Origin of the sequence: Wolbachia endosymbiont (group A) of Chalcis sispes (assembly GCF_964026765.1) — a bacterium.
GTDB classification, from domain to species: domain Bacteria; phylum Pseudomonadota; class Alphaproteobacteria; order Rickettsiales; family Anaplasmataceae; genus Wolbachia; species Wolbachia pipientis.
This window is the reverse complement of sequence record NZ_OZ034697.1, coordinates 234,807-255,306: the sequence shown is the minus strand read 5'-3', so window position 1 is coordinate 255,306 and position 20,500 is coordinate 234,807. Positions and strand designations below refer to the sequence as shown.

At 35.2% G+C, this 20,500-nt stretch carries 20 protein-coding genes; 10 read left to right on the top strand and 10 right to left on the bottom strand.

The features are described 5' to 3' along the window. Positions 1-36: 36 nt before the first annotated feature. Positions 37-264, top strand: coding sequence for a hypothetical protein (locus tag AAGD72_RS01290; protein WP_341814926.1), 228 nt, complete (start codon positions 37-39; stop codon positions 262-264). A 75-nt stretch (positions 265-339) separates the two neighbouring features. Next, positions 340-1,017, top strand: a complete 678-nt coding sequence (locus AAGD72_RS01285; protein ID WP_341815108.1) for an SGNH/GDSL hydrolase family protein — start codon at positions 340-342, stop codon at positions 1,015-1,017. A gap of 175 nt (positions 1,018-1,192) precedes the next feature. Here the strand turns inward: AAGD72_RS01285 and AAGD72_RS01280 are convergent, their stop codons facing one another. The 3 genes from AAGD72_RS01280 to carB form a co-directional block, all read right to left on the bottom strand. Next, positions 1,193-1,576 (bottom strand): hypothetical protein, encoded by a 384-nt coding sequence (locus AAGD72_RS01280; protein ID WP_227738615.1) that lies wholly within the window; start codon positions 1,574-1,576, stop codon positions 1,193-1,195. Next, positions 1,527-1,787 carry an IS110 family transposase gene (locus tag AAGD72_RS01275; RefSeq protein ID WP_010082049.1) on the bottom strand — a complete coding sequence of 87 codons (261 nt, stop codon included), beginning with the start codon at positions 1,785-1,787 and terminating at the stop codon, positions 1,527-1,529. The genes AAGD72_RS01280 and AAGD72_RS01275 overlap by 50 nt, the downstream gene beginning before the upstream one ends. A 376-nt stretch (positions 1,788-2,163) precedes the next feature. Continuing rightward, positions 2,164-5,619: a carbamoyl-phosphate synthase large subunit gene (carB, locus tag AAGD72_RS01270; RefSeq protein ID WP_341814925.1), complete on the bottom strand. Its 3,456-nt coding sequence runs from the start codon at positions 5,617-5,619 to the stop codon at positions 2,164-2,166. Between the two features lie 171 nt (positions 5,620-5,790). Here carB and AAGD72_RS01265 point away from each other — a divergent pair, with 171 nt between their 5' ends. Beyond that, on the top strand, positions 5,791-5,919 hold the full coding sequence (locus AAGD72_RS01265) for a hypothetical protein (RefSeq protein WP_259348891.1): 129 nt from the start codon (positions 5,791-5,793) through the stop codon (positions 5,917-5,919). 464 nt (positions 5,920-6,383) lie between these two features. Here the strand turns inward: AAGD72_RS01265 and AAGD72_RS01260 are convergent, their stop codons facing one another. Both AAGD72_RS01260 and AAGD72_RS01255 read right to left on the bottom strand, forming a co-directional pair. Next, entirely contained in the window at positions 6,384-7,139 is a 756-nt protein-coding gene (locus tag AAGD72_RS01260) for an SDR family oxidoreductase (protein ID WP_006279711.1), read from the bottom strand. After that, positions 7,126-7,941: a YihY/virulence factor BrkB family protein gene (locus tag AAGD72_RS01255; RefSeq protein WP_155969484.1), complete on the bottom strand. Its 816-nt coding sequence runs from the start codon at positions 7,939-7,941 to the stop codon at positions 7,126-7,128. The genes AAGD72_RS01260 and AAGD72_RS01255 overlap by 14 nt, the downstream gene beginning before the upstream one ends. Before the next feature lie 136 nt (positions 7,942-8,077). Here AAGD72_RS01255 and AAGD72_RS01250 point away from each other — a divergent pair, with 136 nt between their 5' ends. The 3 genes from AAGD72_RS01250 (at position 8,078) to AAGD72_RS01240 (ending at position 9,337) form a co-directional block, all read left to right on the top strand. Then, a complete protein-coding gene (locus AAGD72_RS01250) occupies positions 8,078-8,398 on the top strand; it encodes a TrbC/VirB2 family protein (RefSeq protein WP_341814924.1) in 321 nt (106 codons plus the stop codon). 20 nt (positions 8,399-8,418) lie between these two features. Next, a complete protein-coding gene (locus tag AAGD72_RS01245) occupies positions 8,419-8,772 on the top strand; it encodes a TrbC/VirB2 family protein (protein ID WP_155969480.1) in 354 nt (117 codons plus the stop codon). 214 nt (positions 8,773-8,986) lie between these two features. Continuing rightward, positions 8,987-9,337 carry a TrbC/VirB2 family protein gene (locus AAGD72_RS01240; protein ID WP_341814923.1) on the top strand — a complete coding sequence of 117 codons (351 nt, stop codon included), beginning with the start codon at positions 8,987-8,989 and terminating at the stop codon, positions 9,335-9,337. Between the two features lie 696 nt (positions 9,338-10,033). Here the strand turns inward: AAGD72_RS01240 and recF are convergent. From recF to AAGD72_RS01225, 3 genes are all read right to left on the bottom strand, one after another. Next, positions 10,034-11,131 (bottom strand): DNA replication/repair protein RecF, encoded by a 1,098-nt coding sequence (recF, locus tag AAGD72_RS01235; RefSeq protein ID WP_341814922.1) that lies wholly within the window; start codon positions 11,129-11,131, stop codon positions 10,034-10,036. Between the two features lie 16 nt (positions 11,132-11,147). Further along, positions 11,148-11,615, bottom strand: coding sequence for a thioredoxin-dependent thiol peroxidase (bcp, locus tag AAGD72_RS01230; protein ID WP_007548671.1), 468 nt, complete (start codon positions 11,613-11,615; stop codon positions 11,148-11,150). A 189-nt stretch (positions 11,616-11,804) separates the two neighbouring features. Continuing rightward, positions 11,805-13,223 (bottom strand): HAMP domain-containing sensor histidine kinase, encoded by a 1,419-nt coding sequence (locus AAGD72_RS01225; protein ID WP_341815107.1) that lies wholly within the window; start codon positions 13,221-13,223, stop codon positions 11,805-11,807. 66 nt (positions 13,224-13,289) lie between these two features. On the opposite strand from AAGD72_RS01225, the gene AAGD72_RS01220 reads away from it, so the two are divergent. The 4 genes from AAGD72_RS01220 to AAGD72_RS01205 all read left to right on the top strand — a co-directional run bounded on the left by AAGD72_RS01220 (position 13,290) and on the right by AAGD72_RS01205 (position 16,319). Next, on the top strand, positions 13,290-14,465 hold the full coding sequence (locus AAGD72_RS01220; protein ID WP_065094478.1) for an aspartate aminotransferase family protein: 1,176 nt from the start codon (positions 13,290-13,292) through the stop codon (positions 14,463-14,465). 14 nt (positions 14,466-14,479) lie between these two features. Beyond that, positions 14,480-14,986 carry a ribosome maturation factor RimM gene (gene rimM / locus AAGD72_RS01215; RefSeq protein ID WP_006279718.1) on the top strand — a complete coding sequence of 169 codons (507 nt, stop codon included), beginning with the start codon at positions 14,480-14,482 and terminating at the stop codon, positions 14,984-14,986. 62 nt (positions 14,987-15,048) lie between these two features. Next, positions 15,049-15,615: an elongation factor P gene (gene efp, locus AAGD72_RS01210; RefSeq protein WP_012673415.1), complete on the top strand. Its 567-nt coding sequence runs from the start codon at positions 15,049-15,051 to the stop codon at positions 15,613-15,615. 8 nt (positions 15,616-15,623) lie between these two features. Further along, on the top strand, positions 15,624-16,319 hold the full coding sequence (locus tag AAGD72_RS01205) for an inositol monophosphatase family protein (protein ID WP_151807552.1): 696 nt from the start codon (positions 15,624-15,626) through the stop codon (positions 16,317-16,319). Positions 16,320-16,437: 118 nt separating this feature from the next. On the opposite strand, the gene hemA is transcribed toward AAGD72_RS01205, so the two are convergent. After that, positions 16,438-17,646, bottom strand: a complete 1,209-nt coding sequence (gene hemA, locus AAGD72_RS01200) for a 5-aminolevulinate synthase (protein ID WP_341815106.1) — start codon at positions 17,644-17,646, stop codon at positions 16,438-16,440. 64 nt (positions 17,647-17,710) lie between these two features. Then, positions 17,711-20,476 (bottom strand): hypothetical protein, encoded by a 2,766-nt coding sequence (locus AAGD72_RS01195; RefSeq protein ID WP_341814921.1) that lies wholly within the window; start codon positions 20,474-20,476, stop codon positions 17,711-17,713. Between the last annotated feature and the right edge of the window lie 24 nt (positions 20,477-20,500).

Genomic DNA, 20,500 nt, shown 5'->3' with positions numbered 1-20,500 from the left:
TCTAATGAAACAACATGCTAATCTACAGTAAATATTATGACAAACAAAAATGACAATTCTAATTCAAAGTATAGAAATTTTTATGTTCTGGGTGATAGCTTATCCGATAATGGCGCAATCATTGGAATTTTAAATAATTTATCCTTTGCAAAAAGCGTAAAATTTGATGATCCTTTTTATCAAGGAAGATCTTTTAGCAATGGCCCTACTGCTGTTGAATATATAGCAAAATATTTAGATTTAGATGAATTTAAACCTGGGTGAAGTTATTCATTTTTTGGGAGATGCCACGAACAGCAAGGTCAGAATTACGCAGTTTCATATGCAACAGCATCTGAAATTTTTGACCCTATTTTTTCTTATTTCTTCAATAAATTTCGTTTAGCTAACCAGCTAGATGCGGTAATTAAACATCATCCAGATATAGGTAAAGAAGATTTATTTTGCATCATAATCGGCGGAAATGATGTTATGGTTGCCACTGCTTATGACGATACTAAAGCGGAAGAAGTGTTGGAACAAGCAGTGAGTGAAATATGTAATGCACTTAAGGTTCTAAATGAACATGGTGTTAAGCATGTAGTTGTTGCAAATGCACCTGAAGTTGGCTCAATACCAGCTTTTAATAGAGATGAAGAAGCAAGGGAACTAGCTACAAAGCTCACGGAGAGTTTCAATGCAAAACTGGCTAAAGGCTTAGATTATATGAAGAAAAGTACAAATCTTGAAATAAAAGCATTTGATCTTAACTCTAAAATGAGAAGTATGTTTAGCGAATACAAGAGCAAAGGTTTAAATTGTCAAGATGCATGCACATCGAACATTGCAGACCAAGTTGGGAGATTTAAAGAAAATATAAAAATACTCTTAAAGTTGATATTTAAAGGGGAACTTGACGTTCACTATAACCCTGGGTGTAGCAAAGAAACACTAAAGGATTATTTCTTTTTTGATTATTTCCATCCAACTGCGGAACTTCATCATGAAGTTGGTAATGAAGTGTATGAGTTGATTTGACACAGTTTTTTTGAACATATCCTTTTAAATAGTAACCAGACTGCATTCTGTGATTTTTAGCAAAACACGATCTTTCATTTGAGCTTTCTTCAATTTAAAATAAATACAGAAAATTGCTGCCTATAGCTAAACTAACTTAGATTTACCGACAATTTGAAAAACCGTCATCCCGCTACTATATAGTTATTGATATATATTTTCTTTTAAGCTCTTGGTTTTGATCGATAAATGTAATCATTTCATCTTCTAAAGTTTTAATTTGATTACGTAAAATTGCAAGAAGTTCCTCTATTTGTTTGATTATAGATGTATCAGTTACCTGTTGGATTTGGGTTTTTTGTATTTTTGCTATTTCTACAAGTTGGTTTCTACGAGATAATTTTTGTTTCAAGCAATCAATATTACCATTACTAACTGTTAAAGGAGTAACACGCATATCTGTATTATTAATATAACGTGAGATGATACTGCAGTCTATTTTATCAGTTTTTGTAGTAATACCAAGGCTTTTAGCATAGTCTCTCCCACCTTGGTTGAATGACGTACACCTCAAAACCATTGCTTAGTAAAGTATAGGCACATAATTTTTCGTATCCACCAGTTGCCTCAAGACCAATTTTGGTTACATTATGCAAACGTAAAAAGTCCAGCATTTCATCAATGGATTGTACATTGTTTTCAAATATTTTATAATGCTCAAGTGGGTGAATGTGGAGATCTAATTTACTTTTGCTAACATCAATGCCAGCAATAATGTTTGATGAATTCATAATTCCTCCGTAATAATAACATATACTGCATTTTCCAGCCTTATATACGAGCCTAAAAGCTCAATCAGTTGTTCGGAACTTTCAGTATAATAAACCAGAGAAGAGAACCTTGCTGAACAACGATTCTTATAATCAAGGGGCGTGACGGTTCCTCTTCTCTGTGTGTCTTTAATATCACTACTTTGATATTTATAAAGACCTGTTCTTAACATATAAGGGAAGTGTCCTCTAGGTAAGATTGTGGAGTATTCGTTGCAGCATTTGGCTGTTCAATTACGCTAGTTGATTCTTTAGGTATACTATTTCCTTCAAAATTTCCATCTTTTTATTATGTTCTCTTTAGCATTTTGAGAGTGAATTATTCTAGTTTTGATATTTAAACGTTTTGTATCTGCTGTAATGATTTCACTTCCAGTTTGCTATTCTTTACATATTGAATTGCAAGCACTAACGCTTTACTTCCGGAAGCTGTGGTGCTGTAAGCTATATTTTGCAAAATAGCAGTTCTCCTGATATCTTTGCTGTCTGAGACTGACTTTACACCTTTTGAAGTATTAATCACTAGATTTATTTTTCCATCTTTGAGCATATCAACTATGTGGGGTCTGCCTTCTCTTACTTTATTTACAGCTTGTGCAGCAATGCCGTTATTGTTCAGATACGAAGCTGTGCCTTTGGTGGCATATATTTCAAAACTCAGTTCTTTCAACATTCGTGCAACTGGCAATATATACTTTTTATCATCATCTTTTACTGAAACCAGAGCTGTTCCTTCTGTTGGTAACTTGTATCCTGCAGCCATGTGCACTTTTGCAAGTGCAGCTTCGAAAGATGAGTCGATTCCCATCACTTCTCCTGTTGATTTCATTTCAGGACCAAGTAAAGTATCCACTCCTGCAAAGCGGGTAAATGGAAAAACAGCAGCTTTAACTGCAAAATGATTGAAAGGCTTGTTTTCCTGATTCAATTTTTTACCCAAAATAACTTGAGTGGCAAGCTTTGCAATAGGAATATTGATTACCTTGGAAATAAAAGGAACGGTTCGACTAGCCCTTAAATTCACTTCAAGTATGTATACATCACTAGACCTCTTGCATAACTCGATTTCTGAAGGCAATTTTGTCGTCAAAGCTTGTCTGCGCTCCTCAAATACATTCGAGTATTCTGTGGTGCTCATCTGCATTTTTTCTAAAAATTTCTCATCACAAACAGGTTCTGCAAGAGGTCTATTCTCTTGAACAGCAAACTGAATGTTTATCAGACCTTTCACTTCTAGTGCAAGAGCTATTCTTTCAGTTTGTAGCTTAATCTCTTTTATTACTTCGTCACTCAATGTATTTGTCGGTATTGAGCATGTTGAATCACCAGAGTGGATACCAGCTTCTTCAATGTGCTCCATGACCGCTGCAATGAAAACTTTTTCCCCATCACATACAGCATCAACGTCAACCTCAACTGCATTGACTAAAAATTTATCAAGAAGCAGCGATCCGTGTTCAAAAATTTTGGTTTGATCCAAGACGTACTCTTTAAAGCTCTGAGTATCGTGTCTAATCGACATAGACTGACCGCCGAGGACATATGATGGCCTGACTACTAGTGGAAACCCCACCTTTTCTGCGTTGGTTAACGCTTCTTCTACTGAATGGCAGATAGAACTTTCAGGTTGTTTTAAATTAAGTTGCAAAGCAAGATTTTTAAATCTCATGCGATCTTCTGCAAGGTCAATAGAATCAAACGAAGTTCCCAGAATTTTGAAACCTCTCTCGTTAAGCACTTTGGCTAACTTTAAGGGCGTTTGACCACCTATTTGAACTATTACACCAACCAGTGTGCCATTTTCTTGCTCTTTACTTAGTATTTCAAGCACATCCTCTGCAATGAGTGGTGCAAAATATAAACGATCAGCGGTATCGTAGTCAGTTGAGACAGTTTCGGGATTACAGTTGATCATTATTGTTTCATACCCCATTTCTTTGGCGGCAGAAGCTGCATGTACGCATGCATAATCAAACTCAATACCTTGACCAATGCGATTTGGACCACTTCCTAAAATGACAACCTTTTCTCGGTCAGAAATGTCCGCTTCGCATTCTGTCCTATTTGTAATGTCTCCCTCATAGCAGCCATACATATAAGCAGTGCTCGATTCAAATTCAGCCGCACAGGTGTCTACACGTTTATAAACTGGATGAATGCCAAATTTTTTCCTTATTTCCTCAATTTGTTTTACTCGATCTCCAGCGTATAACGCTGGCTGGATCCCAGTGTCACGCACTGGGATGACATTAGAGGGTACTGGGATGACAGAGGTAGGTCTATTACTTAACTTTGCCAATCTTGCATCTGAAAATCCCATTTTTTTCATCTCTAACATTTCATATGCAGTCTCAGGAAGGCCGTTTTCCTTGATTTTTTGTTCAGCCAAGATGATTTGCTGTATATTTTGCAGAAACCATAAGTCATATCCTGTAATCGAATTTATTTCTTCTATGCTAATTCCGTGGCGCATTGCGTCAGCAGCAATCAGTAATCTGTTTGGTAGCAATTTTGCTAATTGAGATTTTATGTGATCAATATCAATGTTCTCAGGAAATACTTCATCAAGTCCTGTAAAATCAGTTTCAAGTGAACGGAAAGCTTTCTGTAGTGACTCATTAAAAGTGCGGCCTATAGACATCACTTCTCCCACTGATTTCATGGAGGTTGATAATTCACAATTCGTCCCCTTAAATTTCTCAAACTCAAATCGAGGAATTTTAGTGACGATATAATCAATCACTGGTTCGAATGCTGCTGGTATTATTGGAGCGCAGTCGTTACGTATTTCATCGAGCGAATAGCCGATAGCAAGTTTGGTTACAACTTTTGCAATAGGATAGCCTGTTGCTTTCGAAGCAAGTGCAGAAGAGCGAGAAACCCTTGGATTCATCTCAATCACAACGAGGCTTCCATCTTCTTTAGGATTCACTGCAAATTGAACATTTGCACCACCGGCACTAACATCAATTTCTCTCAGCACTGCTATAGATGCATTTCTCATCTGTTGGTATTCTACGTCACGCAGAGTCAAAGCAGGAGCAACAGTTATGCTATCCCCAGTGTGCACTCCCATCGGATCAACATTTTCTATCGAACAGACTATTATGCAGTTATCTTTACAATCGCGGATAACTTCCATTTCATATTCTTTCCAGCCAATAATTGATTCATCTATCTGAACTTCATTTATTGGCGAAATTTTGAGAGCACTTTCTGCGATATTGAAAAACTCCTCTTTATTATATGCTATACCACTACCTGCGCCACCAAGAGTGAATGATGAACGGATGATTGCTGGTAATCCAACGTAGTCCAAAGCCTTTTTTATTTGTTCTTGATTTTTTATAATGATACTTTTGGGGTATTTCAGTCCTATTCTATCCATGGACTGACGGAATAACTCTCTATCCTCTGCTTTTTTTATTGCTTCTCTATTTACCCCTATTAATTCTACATTGTATTTGTCTAACACTCCATCATCTGCAAGTTTTATTGCACAATTGAGCGCTGTTTGCCCGCCCATTGTTGGCAATATTGCATCTGGCATCTCCTTAATTATAATTTTCTCTATGATTTCAGGCAGTACCGGCTCAATATAAGTTGCATCAGAAAACTCAGGATCTGTCATTATAGTTGCGGGGTTGGAGTTAACCAAAATGACTTTATAACCTTCGCTTTTTAATACTTTACAGCTTTGCGTTCCGGAATAATCAAACTCGCATGCCTGACCTATAACTATTGGGCCTGCTCCTATTACTAATATAGATTCTATATCTGTGCGTTTCGGCATAATTACAATAACGGTCTCTATTCAAGTAATGTTACCAATCTTTCCTGTATATGTGAATTTTTATTAAACCTATTAGCTAATTACTTTTAGGCTTGACGCATAACTGTACAAACATTGCAATTTGCGTGGCAGATTCCAGTGCTTGACACACAGCTGTACAAACATTCATTTTTGAAGGTAAATTGCACAGCAAATGATGTCATTCAAGTAGCTGACACTGGTTCCTTTATGACGGCAGTGCCCAGAGGTGTCATCCCAGTCTGGGATGGCTTTGTTGCATCGCTACTTATGAAAGGCTAACTATAGTTAGGATTATAAGCAACCTATTGAAAATCTTGTTTTTTTGCAATCAATCTGATCAAATTTAAGAATAGTAATTTGTTATTTATATTAATAAATTTAATTCTATTGAAAATAGCTAAAGCATTGAAATTCTTGAATTTTAGCCGGATTGGTAAATGGTAGTGAAATTTCTTTTACTCAAATTTAGGTATTCATTGACCGTTCTTGTTATAAATACCAGAATAATAAGCTACTGATATTCCCTATCTTTTTTATCTTTAATCCATCATAGCTAGCGATGCAACAAAGCCGTCTGGGATCCAGAAAACTTAACTTTAAATAAGTGGCTGCATAATAAAGACTAGATTCCAGACTGGAATGACACCATAGAGGCACTGGGATGACATCCTTCCTAGTGGACTCAAATCACAATGTTCATACAGTTGTGGGCTTAACGGTATCTTTGCAGATACTATGGTAATTTATTCGGGAGATTTGCTGAGCGGTAAGATTTTTCCTGATATGCTGCAGTCTTCAGAAGCTAATTCCACAAATTTATCTGTTAGTTTATCAGGTGACACCAATTCAGATCCAGGAAATGCCTGCTCACTACCCACAGGTCCTTCCGTGTATACAGCATTTACACATAATTTTGTATGTTTTGTCTCAGATGCATATATCTGCACCATTATTTCTAGTGCAACTTTACTTGCAGCATACGGCATCCAATATGGATAAGAGGAAGGAGAAAGTGTCACTTCTGAGGTCATGAATATCGCTCTTCCAGCATTAGACTTTTTTAGCATTGGATCTAAGTTTTTTAGTAAGTACCAATTGGCAGTAAAATTTGTATTCATTACGTTCTGTAGCTCTTCAATCTCACAGTCATGAATGGGGTTCAGTTTGCCTAAAATTCCAGCACACGCAACTAATATATCAAGTGCTCCAGATTCTGATAATTTCAGGCTTTCTATCATGTTTGTCAGTATCTTTACATTCTCAAAGTCTAAAAGATCAAGCTGAATTAGTTTCACAGAGCCTTCTTTAAATTCTTCAAGCTCTTCAATTTCATTATATAGTGGCTTGAGATTATCAAGAGATCTTGAAATCAGAATCACACATGCACCTTCTCTTATAAACCTTTTTGCAACAGCAGAGCCTATTCCACCTGAAGCTCCGGTGATTAAAGCTACTTTACCTTCTAACTTACCCATTTCTTTCTCCTTAGCGAGATCCATTGAAATATTTTAGCTGAAAATTGAATTTTGCTCCATATATAAAAATCAAACTTAGCATATAAAAAAATAGTAATGACACTACCACACCACCTAAACTTCCATATATCAAATCCAGTTGGTCAAAGGAAGCTTTTAAGTATTGCTTAAAAGCTGAAGCAGAAATCGTCCAAAGAATAACAGCTACACAAGATCCAGGAAATACGTCTGATAAATTTTGTTTTATGTTTGGTAACATAAAATATAGCCAAGAGACTACTGTGAAAAGTACAAATTCAATAAGTAAATACCTAGTATAACTTAGCCCCTGATAGGAAAAATCAATTAGCATTGGTACTAGTGTAGAAAACACTATAGTTAGAGTTATAATAAGCGTGATTACTAAAAATTGTAATATACTTAGTACTCTTCTTAATATATAAGGCGGCGAAACCGGAACTTTATAGGCCTTATTGAGTATTGTTCTAAGCCCTTCAATTGTCGATGAAGCGGTCCAAACAGCACCTACAATTGCTAAAGTTAGTAAGCTTTGCGGCGGGCCTGATATTATCTCCCTAATACGCGGCATCAAAGATGATAAAATATCCTGTGGCATGTTATCAATGATAAATACCCAGCCAATGTTGTACTGGTCTAAAAAATTTGCGAATGTTGACGCCACAGCCATTAAAACGATGAGAAAAGGAAATATTGATAACAGAATTAAAAATGATAAATACCCTGCATGCTCCACTCCATCATTATAAATTGTGTCAATCAAAGCACGATAAAGACAATAAACGATGCTGTAAAATTTCTGTAGCACTGTAATATAAACGAACCAAGAAAAGTATTCTAAATGAAATAAAGGATACTTTTAAGCAAAAAAATCCTCACCATTTACTTAAATTTAATCAAAATGGTAGATAATCCAGCATTAAATAGAAATTATCGGAGGCATAATGAAAAATTTTCTTCTACTTGTGGCATTAATTCTCTCCTTTGCATTTGATGCAAATGCTGCAAATACTTTTGTTGATAAAAATGATACAACATCATCGGTGATATGCAAGATAATAGGCTATACTCACGGCATAGGTGGACCGATGATCACAATAGTGATAATTGGTGCAGCTTTGCTTGCGATATTCGGCAGAATGCCATGGCCGGCACTTTTTGCACTTGGTGCGTTCACTGCTGTGTTTTTTGGTGCTCCTGTAGTCGTTTCAAAAATAACACCAGGAGGTGTGATTTGTAAAGACGGTGTAGTAACAAATAAGTAATAGAAATTATTGGAGGCATAATGAAAAATTTTCTTCTACTAGTGGCGTTAATTCTCTTCTTTGCATTTGATAATGCTTTTGCTAGCAGTGTTACTGATGACGCAACGTCAAACACAATATGCAAAATAGTAGGCTATACTCACGGCATAGGTGGACCGATGATCACAATAGTAATAATTGGTGCAGCATTGCTTGCAATATTTGGCAGAATGCCGTGGCCAGCGCTTTTTGCACTCGGTGCATTTACTGCTGTGTTTTTTGGTGCTCCTGTAGTTGTTTCAAAAATAGTACCAGGCGGTGTGATTTGTAAAAATGGTGCAACTGCTTGCCCTGATGGTAAAACATGGGATACAACAAATAATGTATGTAAATAGGTACTAAATTTAGAAAAACATTAGCTGAATGGTGCTTCTTAAAGGAGCACCATTATTCCACAATTGTATAAATGTTGTCCAAGTGAATAACACTGAGATCCGGGAATTTTTATAAACTGATAGGATGACAAATTTACTAGAACCCTCACCATTTACTTAAATTTAATCAAAGCGATAGATAATCAAACATGAAACAGAAATTATAGGAGGCGTAATGAAAAATTTTCTTCTACTTGTGGCGTTAATTCTCTCCTTTGCGTTTGATGCAAATGCTAATACTAGTGGTGGCACCACCAACACCACCACCAACGCTTTTGTTGATGAAAATGATACAACATCATCAGTGATATGCAAGATAATAGGCTATACTCACGGCATAGGTGGGCCGATGATCACAATAGTGATAATAGGTGCAGCTTTGCTTGCGATATTTGGCAGAATGCCATGGCCAGCGCTTTTTGCACTCGGTGCATTCACTGCTGTGTTTTTTGGCGCTCCTGTAGTCGTTTCAAAAATAACACCAGGAGGTGTGATTTGTAAAGACGGTGCAGTAGCGAATAAGTAATAGAAATTATTGGAGGCACAAACGTAGTTTTCTTTACTTGAAAGTGGTCAAGCTGACCACTTTCAGTGTCTATGAATACCTAATAAATTCTCTTTCTGTAATCATATCAGTTAAAGTTTAGATTCCAGCGTCACGCGCTGGAATGACAAGGCTTATCGTCATGCCGCCGCATACCGTCATACCGCGATTCATTCGCGGTATCTCATCAGCTAACAAGCAGCGGAATAACGGTTGTCGTTTAGCTATGAATATTAAGAAATTTACCAAATGAAAAAAAAGGCAAAAGAAGCCCCGTGGTTGGCTAATTACTTACATTATACTTTCAAGTATGGCGTTTTTTTATTCTAAACGCTTAATAACCGCGATTCAGCTGCTTTTAAGCCGCAACTAATCTAAATTATAAACATTAAGAAATTTACTGAGCGAAAAAAAAGGCAAAGAAACCCTAGGGTGGCTAGTATTCAAATTCTCCCTTGTCTATTTGACGTCTTTTACTGTCTTAAACGCTTTATAAGCGCGTTTCAGCTTATATAGGTAGAAACCTAGAAGTTTTATAAAGACATGAGGTGCACATAGTGCAAAAATTAAGCATGATTTACGCCAAATACATTAAGTTTTTTGTCATTAATCCACTGCAGAGATTGCGAAGATAAATAAATAGCTTCAGTTTCATGATAAGGGGGCTGGCGAGGTTTGTCAAGGAAGTTTTGCATTTAATTCATTTGATAATTCAAAAAACTTGAAAGAATAAAGATAGCTATTGAAATTATCTTGATTTACATCAGTTATCCAAGTTTGACATTGAATACTTAACACTTCCTCTATTAACGCCTTTCTGTAATGTTTATCCAGATGAGACATTATATCGTCAAGCAGAAGAAGTGGTGCCTTATTGTAATGAATACACCTTGCTTTTACACTGGATAAAATAATAGAAAGCAGTAATAACTTTTGTTCTCCAGTGGAGCACAGATTTATTGGTACGTTTCTTTTTTGACAAAAAACCCGAAAATTATCGTTATGCACACCAAAGGTTACTCTACCAGTCAATGAATCTTTTTCTCTGTTTTCCTTTAGACGATTCTGAAAATATTCTGCAGTATCGTCCAAAGTTAGCTGGCTGCTGAATTTCAAACTTGCCTTCGGAAAAAACTCACTGGAATGGTTATCAATTGTGTCTTGTAGTGTCTTTAAAACAGACGATCGCATACGTAAAATACTAACTGCATTAACGGCCATTATGTTTTCAAGACTAGAGAGCCAATTTTCGTCCAAGGTGTTCTCTCTCAACAGTTTACTTCGCTCACGTTTAGCTTTTCTGTGTTTCATGTAGCAGCAAGTGTAATTTTCCTCAAACAGTGAGACTATACGGTCTAAAAATTTTAATCTGTCACTTGGAGAATTAAGAAGAACATAGTCCATTTGTGGAATCAGCCATATTACATTGGATATCTTATACAAAGATGAATAACTCGATTGCGTTTTTCCATCAATTTGTATTAGTTTCTTATCAAAACTCTTTGCGATACCAATTGAATTAAAATCCGTTCCATTAAAAAAATCATAGTGCACTACCCAATCTTCATTACTGAATCTATTTTGTATCTCACTGGCTTTTGCTTTTTTCATTCCATTGCTTTTAGCAAGCAACGAGATTGCTTCAAGTATATTAGTTTTACCAATACCATTTTCGCCAGTTATTACAACTGAGCTATCATCTGAATCCAGTTCAAAGTTTGAGTGGCTACGAAAATTATGTAATTTCAGCTTTTTTATGTAGCAATGGGTAGCCATTAACCTATTCTTTAGTTTATATTCTCTTTACTTCTTCCAGAACCTCATCAACATGTCCACTAACTTTTACATTTTTCCAGATCTTCACTATTTTACCTTTTTTATCTATTAAAAAAGTAGTGCGTTCTATTCCCATATACTTTTTGCCAAACATACTTTTCTCTACCCAAACACCATATTTTCCCAACATTTCAGCATTCTCATCAGAAACTAAAGAAAACGGCAGAGAATATTTTGCTTTGAAGTTAGTGTGACACTTAACACTATCTTTTGATACACCAATTATCACTGTGTCAAGGAAAGAAAAATCATCTATTTTATCTCTAAAGCCTTTTGCCTCCATTGTACAACCCGGAGTATCGTCTTTAGGATAAAAATAAAGAACTACATTTTTTTTATCAAAAAATTCACTCAGTGATAAATTTTCACCAGAATCTGTTGGTAAGCTAAAATCGGGTGCATTATTTCCTACTGCTAATTCCATACCTTGCTCCATTAATAACACTTCTATCTATAGTAGTATATTGTAGTCAGAGTATCAAATTTTATATATAGCTAACAGATAAGATTCTTGACGGGGGCTTATTGATGAATTTCTGCCTACCTTCTCGGCTTGCCGCTTTTGATAAAGTGTGGTTTTCGTCTGATGTAAGGCCATATCAAATAGATCCTATTAAAAATCAATCGAATCTTCACATGTTTGTTCTTCATAAAAGAAGTTCAATGTTATCGTAGTACCAAGTTTTGCTTCACTTTTAATGCCAAAAGTTCCACCCATTAACTCTACTAATTTCTTGCTTAGCGGCAATCCGATGCCCGTACCTTCGTTTCTATACCCCGAATCTGCTTGGCCAAAAACAGACATAACTTTATATATGTCCTGCTGCATTATCCCTATTCCATTGTCATGAAACTCAATAGTTAATAAGTTTTTTTCTATATTTTCTTTTACCACCATTCTTATTAAACCACCCTTTGGGGTAAATTTGATTGAGTTTGATAATAAATTTATTATAACTTGTTTCATTCTCTTAGGATCTGCAATAACTAATAATTGCTTATTAGGTATCTCTTTTTTTAAATTAATCTCAGTTTCTCTTAATTTAGGTAATAGCATATTTATGCATGAATCCATTATTTTGTTCAGGTTAAACTTCACTTTTTCTACTGTTAAACTACTTGATTCAGCTTTAGAAAAATCGAGCACATCGTTAATTAAAGCAAGTAAATGCGTCCCTGCATTATATATATCGTCTGCATACTCCTTGTATTGAGAGTTATCCATTGAACCTAAAGTTTCATTTTTGATCAACTCTGCAAATCCAATAATAGCATTAAGAGGTGTGCGTAACTCATGTGTAACGCTTGCAAAAAACTTTAGCTTGTTTGCATTTTCTTGCTCTAATGCCTCTTTTATCTGCTGTAATTCAATGTTAGTTTTATGTTGCTTGGCCAGCATTTTGGTATTAGAAAAGTGCAAATAGAACATTATTAATATTAAAATTATTAATAATAAGCCTAAAAATAGGCCATATGCTATAACATAAGAATTATTGTAGCTTCGAAGAATCTTCAAAAAAAACGACGGTTTAGCGCTATTTTCATGGAATATAGGGAAAATAGAAGTTAATGTATTTCCTGTAGTATAAAATATTTCTTGGTTACTTAATAGTTTATCAATTTCATCGTTTGTAAGTAACTGTTCATAATCATAATCTTGAGTGTTAAAATTACTGAATATTATTCTGCCGTTTTGATCATACAGTATTAAGCTGAAATCCTTTACTTTGCTCACTGATTGTAATAATTCAGCACGTAGTTTTACTAGTTGGTTTATGTAGTCAAAATTTTTGTATTTAATGTGATGCTTTTCTATTAGTAAATAATGGTATTTTTTTATTATGCCATTTTCCAGTACGCTTTTTAAGTTTACACTTGAATCACGGTAAGAAGAAAGGAAATTACTCCTTAGTAAATAATTACAATATATCACACTGAATAAAATCATAAAAATTGATGAGAATAATGCGATAACTTTTGTGTATTTGTTTTTCCCCAGTGCAGAAAACATTAATTTACCTATCTTATACATATCCTTACTCATTGCGAAACAACGGCTTTTATGTTATTAATAATAAAATTTAGCATATAATATTTTATGACAATTTCTCCTATTTTGCCAGTTTATTCTCCTGTTAATATAAATTTTTCTCATGGCAAAGGTATCTACCTATATGATGTTGATGGTGAGCGCTACGTAGATTTTCACTCCGGAATAGCCGTTAGTAGCTTAGGTCACACTAATTCGCGATTAATTAGTGCTCTTAAATTGCAAGGAGAAAAATTATGGCATATATCAAATACCTATAATATACCTGCTGCCAATAATTTTGCAGAAAAATTAATAAACAATAGTTTCGCTGACACTGTATTTTTCTCAAATTCTGGATCAGAGGCAGTAGAATGTGGACTTAAGATTGCTAGGATCTATCAAAATGGAAAAGGCAATAAAAATCGTCACAGAATTTTAACATTTCATGGTGCATTTCATGGAAGAACCTTTTTAACTTGTGCTACAAACGATAAACAGAAATTTTCTGAATTACTAAATCCCTACATTGATTGGTGTGATAACATCGAGCCCAATATTGAGAGCGTAAAGAAAGCAATTTCAAGTGGTATAGGCGTTATATTAATAGAACCAATACAAGGGCAAGGTGGTATCAAAGTAATGAATGAAGTCTTTATGAAAGAACTAAGAAGGCTGTGTGATGAAAATGACATATTGTTATTTTTTGATTGCGTACAATGCGGTGCTGGTAGGACAGGAAAATTATTCGCATACGAACATATAGGAGTGGAACCTGATATATGTGCTCTTGCAAAGGGAATAGGCGGGGGGTTTCCGCTGGGGGCTTGTCTTGCAACTGAAAAGGCTGCTAAATATATGGCAGTTGGTATGCACGGTTCCACTTTTGGTGGCAATCCGCTTGCAACCTCAGTAGGTAATGCTGTGCTCGAAGAATTGCTCAGCCCCGGCTTTTTGAAAAATGTTGAAATTAGAGGTAAATACTTAAAAAATAAACTAGAAGACTTAGCAAGTAAATTTCCAATAATAGAGGAAGTAAGAGGGAAAGGGTTAATGCTTGGAATAAAAGTGAAAGCAGACAATCAAAAGTTTGCAGAAGAGTTAAGTCATCGCGGCTTGCTTACTGTTGGGGTAACATCAGATAACGTTGTGAGAATTTTACCTCCACTCATTATCACTGAAAAAGAGATTGATGAAGGCATCGAGATTTTGACTCAATATTTATCTGAGAAATCTTCTGATTAGATACTTGCATTAATATGAACGACAATCTGGTATGCTTAGGAATTATTACCTCTCCTCACGGAATTAAAGGAGCTGTTAAAGTAAAAACCTTTACTGAAAAGCCTGAAAATATCTCCTTATATGGTAAGCTAATAAGTGGTGATGAGAATTATAAAATAGACTCAGTATCCGTCATAGGTGATAATTTAGTAATAGCTACAATAAGCGGAGTAAATTCCCGTAATGAAGCAGAGCTTTTAAGGAATAAGAAGCTATATATAGAAAGAAGCAAGTTACCAGAGCTAAATGATGAGGATGAATTTTACCAAAGTGACCTTGTAGATATGGAAGTAAGGCTGAAAAGTAATGAATTATATGGCTATGTAAAATCTGTGTATAATTTCGGCTCAGGGGATATATTAGAAATTTTAGTTATCAGCACAAAAAAACGTATTATGCTGTCTTTCACTAAAGAGATATTTCCACATATAAATATAAAGGGGAGGTATATAGTATTAAATATACCAGAATTTATTGACTAATAAAGACTTTGATATTTATATAAAGCTATTTATAATTGTAAGATCAAACTGAAAATGTAATTATGGCAGAAAGAGCTAACGATATTAGACCAGGTCAGGTGTTGGAACATAACGGCGGATTATTTTTGGTTGTAGGTATTATGCATACTCAACCTGGTAAAGGTGGTGCATACATACAAGCCGAAATGAAAAACATCAAAACCGGAGCAAAACACTATGAAAGATTTCGTTCTGATGCAACAATCAGAAGGGCAATTTTAGATGAAGAGGAATATGTTTACCTTTTCACTGAAGGAAACATTGTAAATCTTATGCATCCAAGTAATTACGAGCAAATCACTATAAATTTGGACTTATTGGGAGAAAAAAAAATTTATTTACAGGATAACATGAAAATTAAAGTTGTAGCTTATCAAGACAAAATAATTTCTGCGCATGTGCCTGATTATGTTACACTTGCTGTGAAAGAAACAGAGTCTGTTATTAAAGGACAAACTGCTACTGCTTCTTATAAGCCTGCAATTTTGGAAAACGGAATGCGCGTTAACGTGCCTCAGTTTATAAAAGAAGAGGATAAAATTGTAGTATATACTCCAGATGACAGCTATTATGAAAGAGTGAAAGAGTAAAAAGAAGAATGTCCATCTCATCACCACGAATTAATGTGATGCTTGATTCTGTGCGTAATGCTTCCAGGCAGCTTATGCGCGATTTTAATGAATTGCAAATTTCTAATGTTAAATCAGCAGACTTTATTAATAAAACTTATTCAAAATCCAAGCAAACCATATACGATTGCTTGCACGACTACAAACGAGACTATGGGTTTATTTCCGAAGATGATACTGATCAAGAAGTAAAAGATGACACTTATACCTGGTTTATTATGCCTATAGAGGGCAGGGAGAACTTTTCCAGTTGTATGGTTTATTTTGCAGTATCAGTCTGTCTCATTCATAAAAATAAAGTTGTGGCGGCTGTAATTGATGCTCCGGCTCTTAGAGAAACTTTTTGGGCAGAAGAAAAGAAAGGTGCTTTTCTTGAGGATTTTAGATCTCGTCATATAAAAATGCGAGTGAAAAGCCGTGAAGGGGGTCTAATAGATGTAAGTGGTAATTTATTAAATAAATTGCTGCCTGGTAATAGTAATGTACGCTCCATAGGTTCAACAATTTTAGGCTTTGCATACCTTGCAGCAGGAAGGCACAGAGGAACAGTTTACTCTGGAGTTAACAAATATAAAGCCTTGCTCGGTAGACTTTTTCTGCAAGAAAGCGGTGGAAGGCTAACGGAAGACAACGGGCTAATCATTGCTGGAGATATAAAACTATAGCTAAAGTAATTTATGTTTACCTACAATTTGATAAGCGTAAAACTCGTCATTCCGCTACTTGTTAGCGGAATCCATGCTGAGATACCGCGAATAAATCGCGGTATGACGTAGGGCTGTACTAGCTATAGCATAAACAGGCTAAAGGGATAGACAATTTTTCGAAAACTTTTACAAGAGATTCTGTTAAATGCTCTATCATTTCATCTGTATGATAAGGTGTAGGGGTAATACGGAAACGCTCAGTTCCTCTTGGAACTGTCGGGTAATTTATATGTTGAACGTATATTCCATACTCATCAAATAATAATTTTGATGCTTTTTTGGATAACTCTGGGTCGCCAATTATTATTGGAATTATATGAGTTTCTGTTGGAATGAAGTTAATTCCTGCATTTCTCAGTGAGTTTTTTACTTTTTCAACGACTTGCTTTTGCTTTTCCCTTTCAATGTTGCTCGATTTTAGGTGCTCAACGCTTGCCTTTGCTGCCGCTGCTAAAACAGGCGACATAGCAGTGGTAAAAATAAATCCTGGAGCGGAACTTCTTATTACATCTACCAAGCTCTTTGAAGACGCTATATACCCACCCATCACTCCAAAAGCCTTTGATAGTGTACCTTGAATAACGGTTATTCTATCCATCAGACCTTCTCTTTCTGCAATTCCGCCACCATGTGAACCATACATGCCAACTGCGTGCACCTCATCCAAATAGGTAATTGCATTATGTTGATCTGCAAGATCACATATCGCTTCAAGCGGCGCTATATCGCCATCCATTGAATATACGGATTCAAGTGCTATTATTTTTGGTGTCTTTTTGTCTATAGACTTGAGTAACTGCTCTAGATGATTAACATCATTGTGTTTAAATATATGTTTTGGCCTTTTTCCTGATTTTATGCCTTCTATCATCGAAGAATGGTTCTTCTCGTCTGAAAAAATTACTACGCCCGGAATAACAGACGATAAAGTGCTAAGTGTTGTCTGGTTAGCGAGGTAGCCACAAGCAAAAGTTAAAGCAGCCTCTTTTTTATGCAAACAAGCTAAGGATTTTTCCAGTTCGACAACCTCTTTTGTTGTACCAGATATATTTCTTGTTCCTCCAGCGCCAACAGATGAATTTTGGATAGCGGCAATTACACTCTCATTTTGTGACATTCCCAAATAGTTATTACTGCACCAGACTATTACTTCCCTATTTCTTTCATAGTCCATAATGTGGGGGAGCCTACCTGGCAATGACGCAAAGTGCGTAAATTCACGGTAGCGCCCCTCATCTTTTATATCTTTGATTTTGTTTAAGAATATTTCTTCGTAGTTTACCAAGTTTTTATTCACTAATAATTAATACAATTATAACAAATTATTAAATGGTAAACTACAATATTTATTATACAGATACGGTAGTAGATGCTTCCTTCGTGTTGAAAGGTTTGTCAACCTTGTTGTTTTCAACTTGGCTTTTAGGTGTACAGCAGTATATAACTGCAGCAGCAACCAGACAACAAGCTCCAACTGCTATTCCTGCAGCTAGCATTTCCAAATAAACTGCAATAGCTACTCCTGAAACAACTCCAGCTACTGCTAACGTCCATGTAGCTATGGTAGGCCACTTACTCTTTTGCGTATTTTGTGTTGCAGTAATAGAGGTTGATTGATTGTTTATAGCACTAGTTTTTTCTACTGCTGCAGGCTTTTCCTTACTGTTAATAACACCTCCAATTGTAGACACATTGTCAGCATTCGAAGAAACTTCACTTACCCCCAACTTCTTTTCACAACCCGTAATTTCTGGAGTTGTGGTAAGTGTACTATTGCTTCCGGTATTATTAGAACTTGTAGATTGGTCTCCTGAATTTGGCAAATCGTTGTTCAGTGAAATATTAACATTACATTGTTTTGTATTATGGTTTTTAATTTCTTTTTTAATTTCTTCTACTTTACCCTTAAAGGGACCTTCTTTATTTTTTACATATTGTAGTACAAGAGTAGGAGAGTTACTTTTTAGAATATTTTCGAGTTCTTCTCTTGAGTTAGTACTGGTTTTGCTTATAAGTCCATCAATCTTTTTCTTAACAGGACTGGCAAGTTGCTTAACACCTTTTTTTCCGCTGCCTTTTTTGATTTCACCCTCCTCAAAATTATTAATTAAAGGCTCCTGCGTTGAAACCCCTGTGTTATTTAAGATAGCATTTTCTTCCTCCCCTGCAAGAACATTTTTTTCTGTCTGTTGACTGCCAGCACTTTTGGATTTTGGGTTTCTTTGACTGCTTGGTTGATTGTTATTCTCTTCATTTACTACAGCCGTATCGCCTTTTATAACAGGTGATACTGCATTATCACTGCTGCTTCTTTTATTAACTTGTGTATTCGCTTGTGTATGTATATTTGCTTTACTGGAAGTATTGATTAATTTACTACTTTCTAACAAATTTCTAATTAGATATAGATGACTCAAAGTATCTCTATTTTTTTGATACTCATTACGAGTCATACTTGGAGAAAGTTCCATACTTATTTTTTCAAGCTGTTCTGCAACTACTGGTAAAACTTTCTCAAATTCTTCCTTGTATATTGCCTGAAGAGCTGAGAATTTTAGGTCAACATGCTGACATAAGAGTACAACAACTTCACAATTAGCTTCTTTTATAGCATTTCTCAGTATACTTTGTATGGTTTGCCTGACTACTTGCTGTTTATTATTGGGTATGCTTTGATAAATTTGAACATGAGCTAGAACACTGGCTATAATGTTTTGACTTCCAGTATTAGACAATGCAACTAGAATCGATTCATATATTTCATCAAATTCGTTATTTTTAAATTTTTGATTGAGATAGCCGATAACATCATTGCTGCATTTAGCACATTTTTCACACAAGTGCTCGATAAATGCAATATTACCAGCATCCAATGCAGTTTTCAGAATTAAATCATAAATTTCTTTTCTGCCACGAGCTCCTATGTTTTTCAGGATTTGTTGCCCTAGTATTGTAATAACTTTATCATCCGCAAATGCTTGTTCATATACATCGTAAATGGCATGATCTGCACTATTAGTGTATCGTTTGCACAGGTATTCAATGACAGATGTGTGTTCCTGGCTTATCGCAGTTTCTAATAAAGTAACAAAACTCTTTTTTAATAACTCTTCTGTTGAGGCTTTTTTAGTTAGCTTATTAATATATTTTTCAAATGCACCCAGCACTATCGTGATGAATTCTTCATTTTTGATCAGAGACGCTGTTTCAAGCACACCATACAAAGAATCAGGATTACTTGTTTTTAACACCTGTCCAAAATCTCTTAAAACGTATTCGACAAAAACTGCATTTAATAATTCTTGCTCTTTTCTTAATGCTATAACTGAGAAAAAACCAATCTTATTAGGTTCGACAAGTTGTATAGTTTGATCTTTTAATCTTCCATAAACTCCATCGGTACCATGGAATTTTTCTATAAAAGCTTCAATATATTTTTGACCACCAACAAGGAGAGGTAAAAGACTTAAATTTCCTTCAGCAAAAAGAAAATCCTGATATTGCTCTACTAGCTTGTCATTAGCTGCAATTGCCAATAGTACCAATTCTTTTACTGAATAATCATACTTGAAACCCTCTTGATCAAATTTATATTGTGATAGTACATTTGAATATATATGTTGATGGTTGCTTCCGTTTTGTAACTCCAAATTAAGTTGATTTGAACAGAAATCTTTGAGATTTTCATTATCCAGCGTAATAGACCTGCCTTCATAATCTTCAATATTTTGTACAACCTTGTCTAATTCTTCACAATTATCTTCTTGTATAGCTTGATTTAAGATATTTATAATCTCAGCAAAAGTTAAGTTTTTAGGAATGATACCATATGAATCTTCATCTTTTAACTCTACAGTAAACGACCTATCACAACCATCAGGAAAGTTTGCAAGTATTGCATTCTCTAAACTTAGATCTTCAGGAAATGTACTGCATGGAGTAGCTGGTATCTCTTGACTTTCGCTATCTAAAACTTCAAACTCTTCTTCAATACCTGAATCTTCAGAATCTGGTTTTTCAAAACCATGCCAACTTTTGATTAATCTTTCAGGATTTGATTGGCCATGTGAAGTTGTATCCTGTGATACACAGTCTCTAAAATCTGGACCAAACATGTTTTACCCCTAATTAACAGCTAA